Source organism: Paenibacillus amylolyticus (assembly GCF_047302515.1).
Classification (GTDB): domain Bacteria; phylum Bacillota; class Bacilli; order Paenibacillales; family Paenibacillaceae; genus Paenibacillus; species Paenibacillus amylolyticus_G.
Genome location: NZ_CP168019.1, coordinates 2,294,607 through 2,306,732, shown reverse-complemented (window position 1 = coordinate 2,306,732; position 12,126 = coordinate 2,294,607). Strand labels below are relative to the sequence as shown.

The 12,126-nt window shown below is 44.9% G+C and carries 11 protein-coding genes; 9 read left to right on the top strand and 2 right to left on the bottom strand.

Going from position 1 to position 12,126, the window contains the following annotated elements:
* Window positions 1–159 precede the first annotated feature (159 nt).
* From ACDJ59_RS09920 to ACDJ59_RS09900, 5 genes are all read left to right on the top strand, one after another.
* The gene (locus tag ACDJ59_RS09920; RefSeq protein WP_413408662.1) at window positions 160–1,896 is read left to right on the top strand and encodes a sugar ABC transporter substrate-binding protein; all 1,737 of its coding nucleotides are present in this window, start codon (window positions 160–162) and stop codon (window positions 1,894–1,896) included.
* A gap of 62 nt (window positions 1,897–1,958) precedes the next feature.
* Window positions 1,959–2,873, top strand: a complete 915-nt coding sequence (locus tag ACDJ59_RS09915) for an ABC transporter permease (protein ID WP_413408661.1) — start codon at window positions 1,959–1,961, stop codon at window positions 2,871–2,873.
* Between the two features lie 13 nt (window positions 2,874–2,886).
* Window positions 2,887–3,780: a carbohydrate ABC transporter permease gene (locus ACDJ59_RS09910; RefSeq protein WP_413408660.1), complete on the top strand. Its 894-nt coding sequence runs from the start codon at window positions 2,887–2,889 to the stop codon at window positions 3,778–3,780.
* A gap of 22 nt (window positions 3,781–3,802) precedes the next feature.
* Window positions 3,803–5,431 (top strand): glycoside hydrolase family 13 protein, encoded by a 1,629-nt coding sequence (locus ACDJ59_RS09905; protein WP_413408659.1) that lies wholly within the window; start codon window positions 3,803–3,805, stop codon window positions 5,429–5,431.
* A 52-nt stretch (window positions 5,432–5,483) separates the two neighbouring features.
* Window positions 5,484–7,154: a glycoside hydrolase family 13 protein gene (locus ACDJ59_RS09900; protein ID WP_413408658.1), complete on the top strand. Its 1,671-nt coding sequence runs from the start codon at window positions 5,484–5,486 to the stop codon at window positions 7,152–7,154.
* Between the two features lie 99 nt (window positions 7,155–7,253).
* Here ACDJ59_RS09900 and ACDJ59_RS09895 read toward each other — a convergent pair whose 3' ends face one another.
* Window positions 7,254–7,535, bottom strand: a complete 282-nt coding sequence (locus tag ACDJ59_RS09895; RefSeq protein ID WP_413408657.1) for a GNAT family N-acetyltransferase — start codon at window positions 7,533–7,535, stop codon at window positions 7,254–7,256.
* Window positions 7,528–7,779, bottom strand: a complete 252-nt coding sequence (locus ACDJ59_RS09890) for a (4Fe-4S)-binding protein (RefSeq protein WP_133384925.1) — start codon at window positions 7,777–7,779, stop codon at window positions 7,528–7,530. Before ACDJ59_RS09890 ends, ACDJ59_RS09895 begins: the two co-directional genes overlap by 8 nt.
* A gap of 476 nt (window positions 7,780–8,255) precedes the next feature.
* Here ACDJ59_RS09890 and ACDJ59_RS09885 point away from each other — a divergent pair, with 476 nt between their 5' ends.
* From ACDJ59_RS09885 to ACDJ59_RS09870, 4 genes are all read left to right on the top strand, one after another.
* The gene (locus ACDJ59_RS09885; protein ID WP_186327943.1) at window positions 8,256–8,918 is read left to right on the top strand and encodes a GntR family transcriptional regulator; all 663 of its coding nucleotides are present in this window, start codon (window positions 8,256–8,258) and stop codon (window positions 8,916–8,918) included.
* A 74-nt stretch (window positions 8,919–8,992) separates the two neighbouring features.
* Window positions 8,993–10,330: an ABC transporter substrate-binding protein gene (locus ACDJ59_RS09880; RefSeq protein ID WP_413408656.1), complete on the top strand. Its 1,338-nt coding sequence runs from the start codon at window positions 8,993–8,995 to the stop codon at window positions 10,328–10,330.
* 23 nt (window positions 10,331–10,353) lie between these two features.
* The gene (locus tag ACDJ59_RS09875) at window positions 10,354–11,250 is read left to right on the top strand and encodes a carbohydrate ABC transporter permease (RefSeq protein WP_413408655.1); all 897 of its coding nucleotides are present in this window, start codon (window positions 10,354–10,356) and stop codon (window positions 11,248–11,250) included.
* A complete protein-coding gene (locus ACDJ59_RS09870) occupies window positions 11,250–12,119 on the top strand; it encodes a carbohydrate ABC transporter permease (RefSeq protein ID WP_413408654.1) in 870 nt (289 codons plus the stop codon). The genes ACDJ59_RS09875 and ACDJ59_RS09870 overlap by 1 nt, the downstream gene beginning before the upstream one ends.
* Window positions 12,120–12,126 lie beyond the last annotated feature (7 nt).

Here is a 12,126-nt window from a genome sequence, read left to right as displayed (position 1 = left end):
TGATCACAAGTTAACCATACTTCATAATACGGACTGAAAACTGTAACCATTTCTCTATCCAAACGGACGTGTAATCCCTATCTCGATGGGTCTTCACTTCATTTTATAATGAAAGCGCAAACAAATATTGAACATCAGAATAAAGGGGAATCGAACTAGATGAGAACAAAATGGTCTATGAAAAGCAACCGGTTGACGAAGCGTCTCGCCGTGCTGTCCATGTCTGCCTTGATGGTTGCAACCCTCGCGGCATGTGGAGACTCTTCCACTCCTCCTACTGCAGAGGAAGCAGGCAAATATGAGGTAACACCGGGAGATCCGTTCAGTGCCTATAAAGACGAAATTACCGTAACCATGGGACGGGTAACCACAGCCAATCCAAAACTGCCGGCTGGTGATACCTATGAGAACAACGCATATACTCGGCTGGTCAAAGACACGTTTAACGCTCAGATTACAGATCAATTTGAAGCCAATGGTGAAGATTATAGTCGTCAAGTATCGCTTGCCATCGCATCCGGGGAATTGCCTGACATGATGCGTGTTGATTCCAAAGATGAACTGAAAGAACTGGTGGATAACGATCTGATTGAGGACCTGACAGCCATTTATGATCAATATGCCACGGATAACATCAAGCAGATGTACGATTCCTATGATGGACGTGCATTAGACAATGCAACGATTGATGGACGTTTGATGGGACTTCCGGCGACTTCTCTGGATTCTGCACCTACGATGGTTTGGGTACGTCAAGATTGGCTAGACCTGTTAGGGATTCAACTGGATGCAGACGGAGATGGTGCCCTTTCACTGGAAGAAGTGGAGCAAACAGCGCTGGAATTTCTGAAAAGAGATCCTGGCCAATCCGGGAACCCGGTAGGTATTCCATTTGTGAACACGATGAACACAACAGATTATAATGGCTCTGCTTATACGATGCTGGGTGTGGCCTCAACCGAGGGAGCTTTCCCGCAATATTGGATGAATGGTGAAGACGGCAAAATCGTGTATGGTTCTACGACAGAAGAAACGAAGAAAATGCTGGGCACCATGGCGGATTGGTTCAAGAATGGCATCATTGACCCGCAATTTGGAACCCGCACCTTTGACGATATTACCGCACTCTACGCCAATGGCCAAAGCGGTATTGCCTTTGGACCGTGGCATATCCCTGACTGGGGACTGATCAGTGCAAAACAGATGGATAAAAATGCGAAATTTTCGGCTTATACGCTGGAGGATGCAAACGGCAAGGTCAACGTGGCGCATGCCAACCCATCCAATCAGTTTATCGTGGTGAGAAAGGGTTATGAACACCCTGAACTGGCCGTTAAGATTGTAAACCTGTTCTACGATAAACTGGCCAATGATAAAAATGCCGCAACAACCATGCCGGAAGCAGCCAAGTATCAGGAGACCGGGGTAGACGGATCCACGAGACCGTTTAATATCGAAGTCAATTCGGCTACATCGCTGCTGGATGATTACTCTGACGTTGTTCGCGGGATTAAAGGAGAGATCAACCTGGATGAGGTTCGCACTACAGAATCGAAGAACAACATCGGAAGCATCAAAACCTATTTGAGCGACATGGATACGGATGATGTGACTGCTTGGTCTAAATATCATTCGCGGATCAACGGAGTTGGACTGATCGACAAACTGACACAGGAAAACAAATTTGTCTGGATGACACCTGCTTTCTCTGGCACTACACCAAGCATGAAACAGACGTGGGCCAATCTGACGAAGTTGGAGCAGGAGTCGTTTATCAAAATCGTAACGGGTTCAGAATCGCTCGATTACTTCGATACATTCGTCAGCAATTGGAAGAAACAAGGTGGTGATCAAGTCATTCAGGAAATTGAAGACGAGATTGCATCGAAACAATAGACATCCATGAACAGTAGCAGGGCTGCGATACGCAGCCTTTCTTCAACGAAAGGGGTTCATCCATGAAACAGGGGAATTCGAAAATAAAGGGCCGGCTTGGCCCAGGCGCCATGTACCATATGATGATGTTGCCAGGCATTTTGTTTTTGCTTGTATTCAGCTATGTTCCAATGGTCGGCATCATTACGGCGTTTCAGGACTATATACCGGCCAAGGGCATGTTTGGCTCCGAATTTGTAGGCCTGAAGCATTTTATGTATATGTTCAAGCTGCCGGATATCGCGCAGGTCGTCAGCAATACGTTGGTGATTGCGATTGGCAAGATTCTGCTCGGAACGATGATGGCCATCATTTTTTCCGTTTTATTAAATGAAATTCGTATCAAATACGTTAAAAAATCCGTGCAGACGATTGTTTATCTGCCACACTTTCTATCCTGGGTTGTCCTGGCATCCGTTGTTGTCAACATGTTCAGTTTGGATGGCATTGTGAATCAAATGTTGGCTTTCTTTGGCCTCGAAAATATTAATTTCCTTGGCAGCAACACCTGGTTCCAGCCACTGATTATAGGAACAGACGTATGGAAAGAATTTGGTTACAGTTCTATCGTCTATCTGGCTGCCATTACGTCGATTGATCCTGGGCTATACGAAGCCGCAGGCATGGATGGAGCCAGTTGGTGGAGAAAAGTATGGCATATTACATTGCCAGGCATGTTACCTATTATTCTGCTCATGGGCGTAATGAGCTTGACCAACATTTTGAGCGCTGGTTTCGATCAAGTCTATAATCTGTATAACCCGGTTGTCTATGAGACGGGCGACATTCTGGATACCTATGTCTATCGGATCGGTCTCGTTGGACGACAGTATAGCTTCGGTACAGCTGTTGGTTTGTTCAAGTCCGTGATCGGCATTGTTTTGCTCATGTCTGCCAACCAATTGGCCAAAAAATATACGGACCGAAAAATATTCTAAGGAGGCCAAACCTGTGTCCTATTCTGCAAACTTCAAAGATCGAATTGGCCGGTTTGCCATCTATGCCATCGTTCTCATGCTGGCATTGGTCTGCCTTCTTCCGTTATGGAATATCGTTGCCATTTCATTCAGCAGCAGCGAGGCGGTATCCGCGAACGCAGTAGGTCTCGTTCCAGTTAATTTCACAACAGCAGCGTATACCAAAATTATCGAAGATGCACAGTTCTGGCGCTCCTTTGGTATATCCGTTCTACGTGTTGCGCTAGCCCTTGTGCTTAACATGATTCTGATTATTTTGATGGCTTATCCGCTATCCAAATCAAAAAGAGATTTTAAAGGCAGAAACATTTATATGAATATCATGATTTTTGCCATGTTGTTTAGTGGAGGCATGATTCCGAGTTACCTGCTGATCAAAAACCTGGACATGCTGAATACGATATGGGCACTTGTTCTGCCAGGCGCTGTCCCCATATTCAGTGTCATTCTCGTGATGAATTTCTTCTCCGCTGTACCTAAAGCGCTTGAAGAAGCAGCATTCATCGATGGGGCCAATCCGCTTCAGGTATTGTTCAAAGTGTATGTTCCCGTATCCATTCCTGCACTGGCGACAGTCGCCTTATTCAGTATCGTGGGTACGTGGAATGACTTTTTCGGCGGGTTGATCTATATGACCAAAGTGAGTAATTATCCGCTAATGACCTATATTCAGTCCCTTAACGTGAATATTGCCGATTTGCTTCAAGCCGGCACAAATTCCAGTGAACTCAGCAACCTGACTGAAATTTCGAACAAAAATCTGAACGCAGCCAAAATCGTAGTTGCTGTTATCCCGCTATTGCTGATTTATCCCTTGCTGCAAAAATACTTTGTGACTGGCATTGTTGTAGGATCGGTCAAAGAATAACATTAGAAAGGTTGGATGGAACATGGAAAATAAAAAATGGTGGAAAGAAACTGTTGTATATCAAATATATCCACGCAGCTTTCAAGATCGAAACGGTGATGGAATCGGAGACTTGGAGGGCATTGTGTCCCGATTGGATTATTTGCAGCAACTCGGCATTGGTGCGATCTGGTTATCACCCGTTTGCAAGTCTCCTCAAGATGATTACGGATATGATATTTCAGATTATCAGGACATCGATCCGATGTTTGGGTCTTTGGAAGATATGGAAACATTAATTCAGGAGGCTGGGAAACGAGACATTCGAATCATTATGGACTTGGTGTTGAACCATACATCGGATGAACACCCTTGGTTTCAAGAAGCCAAAAAAGGCAAAGACAATCCGTACCATGACTACTACGTCTGGAGAGATGGAGTGGAAGGAACACCTCCGAACGACTTGGGGTCCACCTTTGGTGGTTCAGCCTGGGAATGGGTGCCTGAGATCGGGCAATATTATTTGCATCTCTTTTCCGTAAAACAGCCCGATCTCAACTGGGAAAACCCCAAAGTCCGGCAGGAGATATACAATATGATCAATTGGTGGATCGACAAGGGTGTAGGTGGTTTTCGACTTGACGTGATCGACTTAATTGGTAAAGAACCGGATTTGAAAATTACGGGAAACGGACCTAATCTGCATCAATATATCAGGGAACTGAGCAAGGAGACGTTTCAAAAAGCGGAAGACCTGCTTACGGTTGGAGAAACATGGGGCGCCACTCCAGAAATCGCCAAACTGTACAGCAATCCGGACGGAAGTGAGTTTTCAATGGTCTTCCAATTTGAACACATCAGCTTGGATGAACAAGAAGGCAAAGGAAAGTGGGATCTTAAACCTTTGGATGTGATGGCATTAAAAAAAGTGCTGTCCAAGTGGCAAACGGAGCTCAAAGGTGATGCCTGGAACAGTCTGTTCTGGAACAACCATGACTTACCTCGAATCGTTTCACGTTGGGGAAATGATGGAGAATTCAGAGTTGAATCGGCTAAAATGTTGGCTACCCTTCTTCATGGCATGCAAGGTACGCCTTACATATATCAGGGTGAAGAATTGGGTATGACGAATGTCCAATACGCTATCGAGGATTATCGGGATATTGAATTGCTCAACTTTTATAAGGAAAGAATGGGGAAAGGTTATCCTGAACAAAGTGTGATGGAGTCGATCTACGCCAAGGGACGTGATAATGCACGCACACCTATGCAATGGGATACTTCGGATAACGCGGGTTTTACACAAGGGGAACCTTGGATTAAGGTAAATCCAAATTATAAGCATATCCATGCCGAGGAAAGTTTGAATAATCCTGAATCCATATTCCATTATTACCGGAAGTTAATTCAACTCAGAAAAGATCATGAAGTCATTGTATATGGTGATTATGAGTTGATCTTTCCAGAGAACCCAGACGTGTTTGCTTATACCCGAACGTTAAATGGTACGACAATTCTTGTCGTATGTAATTTCCAAGGATATACGACTGAACTTTCGCTTCAGGAGCAATTAACAGGGTCCTATCAGCTTTTGATAGCTAACTATGCAGGTGAACTATCGGAGAGCGAATTACGTCCATACGAAGCAAGAATGTACCTTATCCATGATTAAAGCATAATACGTTATATAATGTTCAGTTCTCAAGAAAGAAGGATTGTATTCAATGAAAAGAGTATGGTGGAAAGAAGCAGTAGCTTATCAAATCTATCCGAGAAGTTTTATGGATTCCAACGGAGATGGAGTTGGTGACATCCAGGGGATCATATCTAAACTGGATTATATTCAAGATCTCGGTATTGATCTGATATGGATCTGTCCAATGTATAAGTCACCTAACGACGATAATGGGTATGATATCAGCGATTACTGTTCCATTATGGATGAATTCGGCACGATGGCGGACTTTGATCAATTACTGAATGAAGTTCATCTTCGCGGCATGAAACTCATCATGGACTTGGTGATCAATCATACAAGTGACGAACATCCGTGGTTTATTGAATCCAGAGCTTCGCTGGATAACCCCAAACGGGATTGGTACATCTGGAGAGATGGGAAGAATGGAGACGAACCAAACAACTGGGAGAGCATCTTTGGAGGTTCAGCTTGGGAATATGATGAAGTCTCCGGGCAGTACTATCTCCATCTGTTCTCCAAGAAACAACCAGACTTGAATTGGGCAAATAAAGAAGTTCGGAAATCCATATATGAAATGATGAATTGGTGGCTGGATAAAGGGATTGATGGTTTCCGTGTGGATGCAATCAGCCATATTCACAAAGAAGAGGGTCTCTTGGACATGCCAATAATAGAAGGCGTCAAATACGTCTCTTCATTTGAAAAGCATATGAATGTCAAGGGAATCCAAAGTTATCTGCAAGAAATGAAAGAGAACACATTATCCAGATATGACGTCGTGACTGTTGGGGAAGCAAATGGAGTAAAGGTAGAGGACCAAGAAGATCTGCGGGATTGGATCTGTGAAGTCAGAGGGAAATTTAATATGGTCTTTCAATTCGAACACCTGGACCTTTGGAAAAATAGCACAGACAGGCAACTGGATGTTCCCAAATTGAAAAACGTCTTGACGAAGTGGCAAAAATCACTGGAAGGCGTCGGCTGGAATGCTTTGTTTATTGAAAATCACGATCAGCCTCGCAAAGTTTCATCTTGGGGAAATGATACGGAGTATTGGTATGAAAGTGCCACAGCACTTGGAGCCATGTACTTTTTCATGCAAGGCACACCTTTCATATATCAGGGGCAAGAGATAGGCATGACAAACGTGGCTTACCCTTCGATAGCGGATTATAACGACATAGCGGATCGGAATTTATATCAGATCAAACGTGAAGAGGGGATGTCGCATGAGGAGATCATGAACATCATCTGGGCTTCGAGTCGCGATAACTCCAGAACGCCGATGCAGTGGTCTTCGGCCAAACAGGCCGGGTTTACCACGAGTACGTCATGGTTGAAGGTGAATGACAATTACGTCAATATTAATGTAGAGAAACAACTCCAGGAACCACGTTCCATTCTTCAATTTTACAAACAAATGATTCAGCTGCGAAAAGAGCACGATACATTGACTTATGGTATCTATGAGCTTCTTTTGCCGCATCATCCGAGTGTATATGCATATACACGTACACTGGCAGACCAACAGGTGCTGGTAATAATCAATCTTTCTGAACACATGGTGGAGCTTGAGGAAGATGAGCTCGGCCTCAACTTCTCAGAGATCTGGCTTACCAACTATGAGAATGGCTTGGTGCCACTGGTGTTGCGACCGTTTGAAACCATTGTTGGATTAAGCAATAAAGTAAAGTAGGATACGTAAAAGGAAAAGGGCGCCTATATCATTCAGAAAATGATATAGACGCCTTTTATTGTTGTGTAACCACATGAAAATTAGCTGCGAATATTCGTTTTATTGATGGAGAACATCCACGTATTCGGAGATACGTTCGAAACGTCCCTTGGCAAACGGACATAAAGGTAAAATTTTAATACCGTTTTCCCGCGCGTATTCCACCATCGCTTTGATAAGTTCATCGCCAAGCCCTTGTCCTCGGTAAGCATTTTCAACCAATGTGTGATCAATTATGTATAGCTCTGGACTGGAGATTACATAGGTCATCACCGCAGCAATGTCACCGTTATCTTGAATAAGAAATCTTTTATTGGCAGGTTCATGTTCTACGTTATGCATGTTCATCCTCTTTCTTTGTTGAATATTCACCGTCCAGAAGCTTATACGTCAATGCTCCGCTTGGACATGTGTCAATATGCCGGGCAATGGCCTCCGAAGTGTCACCATCAGGATCAACCCAAGGACGCTTGCTTAAATCAAAAACAGCAGGGAGGCCCTTTACGCAAATACCGGAATGAATGCAGACATCCGAATTAAACATGACCTCGATATCTTTACCGTAATATAATTTCTCTTTACTCATAATTCCTCACATCTTTCACTGTTGAGTTTGTTACAGATTAGATCCATTCTTTGAAAGCTGTCAGAATTCTTACATAGACATATGGCAAGCAGTATCTGCTCGGCTCTCGCTGTCCGAATTATAATTGAGGAATCGTTGATAAGTCAACGTGCCGAATCTCCTAATACTTTGGCGCAAGGCCGTGGGATGTATAATCGTCACATATAGTAAGTGAAGCATAAACAGATCTTCATCTATTGTCTTTATTCATTTATTGATAGCCACTTTGATGAAGATATCGCACTACAATGTAAGGTTTCATCTGGTTTTAGGGAGTTATAAATTAAGAAACAGTAATAAAAATAGTTTTCTTGTGCATTTTTCCGAAATAACGTTATATATATTGACGTTCAATAAGACTAAAACTATCATAATACTCAATTAAGATATCATTCTTGATTAGTATGTATCCCTAGAGAGATGGAGTGATGCCGGATATGACCAAAGGGAAGGAGAGGGAAATCTACCAGGACATCAAACTAGCGATCACACAGCACAAGCTTCTGCCTAACTCACAACTGGTGGAGGATGCACTGGCGGAGGCTTTTGAGGTTAGCCGCACTCCAATAAGAAATGTGCTGAGAAGGCTTGCGATGGAGAAGCTGGTCACGGTTATTCCTTACCGGGGGGCTTTTGTCTCTTGTCCTAGTGTTGATGAAGCAAGAGAGGTCTTTGAAATGCGCAGGGTCATTGAAACTTCAATGGTCCGGAAGCTGTGCACGACCGTGAAGCCCGAGCAATTATCCCCGCTGGAGGTTCTGATCCGGGAGGAGCATCAGGCTAGCCATGATGGCGATGTCGTTGGTGCATTGGATGTCACGGTAGATATACACCTTAAGCTGGCAGAACTATCGGATAACTATTACTACTATCATTTTCTGGAGGAGTTGATCTCGCTCACCTCGGTAATCATTGCCCTGTACGGGACAAATCAGAGCTTCTGCCACGATCATGTAGACTTGCTAGCTGCTATTCTGCAGCAAGATGGGGAACTGGCGGCCCGGATTATGACAGAACACCTCTGGCAAATCGAACGTTCTCTGAATTTCACAGAAACGGCGCCCAATGTCCTAAATTTTAAAGAGATCTTTCAGAAGTGATTTTTTTTGGATAGGATTGTATCCAATTTTGGATTCTAAACAACCTGAAAATGCATCCAAAGGAGTGGAGAGATTTGAACAAACGGTCGTTCATGTTGGGACTATTGGTGGTAACATCGTCTGTGCTAAGTGCTTGCGGAAGTGGAGATAACGAGGAGGCAACGGCTGAAAGTGGCAAAAACGTTACGATATCGCTTCTGCACAGGTATCAGGAGTCCAATATCGGCAAAAGTCCAGAGGACACCGCAGTACTCGATGGATTGAAGCGGTTCATGGAAGATTATCCGAATGTCGAGATCATAGAAGAGCAGCTTCAGAACGAGGACTATTCTATCAAAGCTCAGGCACTAGCAGCAGCCGATGATATGCCTGATGTCTTTATCGTGCCTGGCTCATGGATGACCAATTTTGTGGACAACGAAATCGTACTGCCTTTGAATGAAGAATTGGACAAGCGGCCAGAGTGGCGAGACGGTTACCGTGCAGGAACACTGGATGCCGGAACCCGCGAAGGTCAAGTTTATGGGATACCCATTGCAGCAGGGCCTACGCATCTTATCTATTATAATGCCGATATGTTCGGTAGCATCGGCTACGACCAATTCCCATCGACCTGGCCGGATCTGATGGATGCCGGAGAAAAGCTGGCTGACAAAGGCATTAACCTGTTCTCATACGGAGACAAGTCCAAAGGTTATGCCATGTCCAGCTGGATCAGTGCATTGACCGATCGGATCAACGGTCCGCAATGGACGGAGTCCATTCTAAACGGTAGCGGCGCTCAATTTACCGACGACGGTTTCGTACATGGAATCAGCATGATGCGTGAGCTGGCGAAAGCCGGTTATCTAAACAAGGATCTGAATTCTGTGGATGCTGATACCATGGTTAATTATTATTTTGAAGGGCGCTCAGCGGCATTTGTCAGCGGAATCTGGTCAGCGATGAACATCGTGAACAATGCCCCGGAAGGGATTGCTGCTGGAACACGAGTCGCCGTCTTTCCGGGCGTTGAGGGCGGGCTTGGCAATCCGCTCAGTTCTTCTGGAGGCGCCGGTGTCTATTATAGCGTTAACTCTGGCGTAGAAGCTGGAGAAAAGTTAGACGCCATCATGACGATGTTAGAGTATATGACCGGTTCGGCTAGCGCCAAGCTAATGGCAGAAGTCGGAGGCTTTCCAGCCTATGATCCCGGAGATTTCGATACAGGGAAGTTACATCCGGTAGCCCTGGCTGCTTACGAGGCCAGCGCAGCGGCTGACGCGACTAAAATCTTTGACCTCTGGTTTGATGCTTCGATCGTAGAAGTGCTAAATACGGGGATTCAAGGGGTAATGGCCGGTTCCAGAACACCAGAGCAGCTGGCTGAGGAAACCCAACAAGCCTATGAGACTTTTTTGAATAATCCATAAACTATTATTAGAGGAGTGAGAACATGGGCAAGGCGCTGCGACCGAAAGGATGGGTGCTTCTGGCATATCTGCTTCCGGGTCTCATTATCTATTCATTTGTCGTGTTGGTTCCCATATTTTCCGCTTTCCGAGACAGCTTCTACTCCTGGACGGGGGGCCCAAAAAAAACGTATATCGGCATTGAAAACTACAAGGAAATTCTGCAGGACAATGTGTTCTGGCATTCATTTCTGAATAATGTGCTGATGACAGCTTATGGCTTGATTGGACAAGTAGGGTTCGGCTTTGTTTTCGCCCTGCTGCTGATGTCCAAGATGGTAAAACTCAAAGGGTTGCATCGGACGATGAGTTATTTCCCCTCCACACTTGCCCCGGTAATCATCGCATTTCTATGGATGCTGATATACAACTATAATTACGGTTTACTAAATGCAGGATTAACCAAGCTTGGTCTTGATGTATTGGTGCAATCTTGGCTGGATCTGACGGGTCCAATCGTTCTGCTGGCCTCAATACCTCTGTCCTGGCAAAATATCGGGTTCTTTACACTGCTAATGCTGGCCGGACTGTCATCCATTAACAAAGAAGTTCTGGAGGTTGCTGAGCTGGATGGGGCTACAGGCGTCCGAAAAGCCTGGTATATCATTATTCCCCTAGCCAAGCCGACTCTTGTCGTTGCCTCTTTGCTCTGTATTGCCAACAACATGCGCGGCTTCGAGCATATCTACGCATTGACCAGAGGCGGTCCGGGTAACTCATCCTCCGTGATGGCTCTGTATGCATACGAAACCTCTTTCCTTCGTTTCCGGTATGGATACGGATCTGCACTAGCCATTGCGATTATTGTGCTGACCATGCTCTTGATCCTGCTTTCCACGTTGGCACTTCAGCGCCGGAATTCCAAGGGAGGTGCATACTAATGGAGTTGCAACTGGAACTACAAAGGCAGCGGAGCACGCGTCGGTTCCTTCCCAGTCCGGCAAAGTTGGCAGTGAATGCCCTAATGCTACTTTTTACAGCCAGCTGTATATTGCCTCTGCTCTGGATCGGTTATTCATCACTAAAGACGCAAGCAGAATTCGCCAACAACATTCTTAGTCTGCCCAGCGCACCACAGTTCGGAAATTATTTGGAAGCTATCAAACTGACCAATATGCTTCAGTTGTCATGGAACAGCGCGAGGGTGACCCTCTTGTCAGTCATCGGCATTACAGCAATTTCATATGTAACAGGCTACATCACGGCCCGCATCGACTTCAAGGGAAAGAAAGTGATGATCTTTTATTACCTCTTCGGTATGCTGGTTCCAATTCATGCACTACTTGTTCCTCTTTATCTCCTGTTTAAAAATTTTGGCTTAGCAGATCAATGGTATACATTAATTATTCCTTATATTGCTTTTAACCTATCTCTACCAATCATGCTGATCAGCAGCTACGTGGCTGGCATTCCAAAAGAAATTGAAGAAGCGGCAGCGATCGACGGCCTCAGTTTCAGCGGAACGATGTACCGTATCATGCTTCCAATTGCCATACCGGTGCTGACGACGGTCGCAATCCTTCAATTTTTCTCCTGCTGGAATGAATTTTCCTTTGCACTGGTGCTGCTCAATGACGAGTCGCTGCGCACGGTTCCGCTCGGGATGTCCTATTTCAAATCACAGCACAGCACTAACTATCCGCAATTGATGGCCGGAATGATTCTGTCGATGCTGCCTGTCACGATTATCTATTTTGTGTTCAGTTCACGGATTATTGCCGGGGTCATGGCCGGAGCTGTTAAAGGATAATTATAAT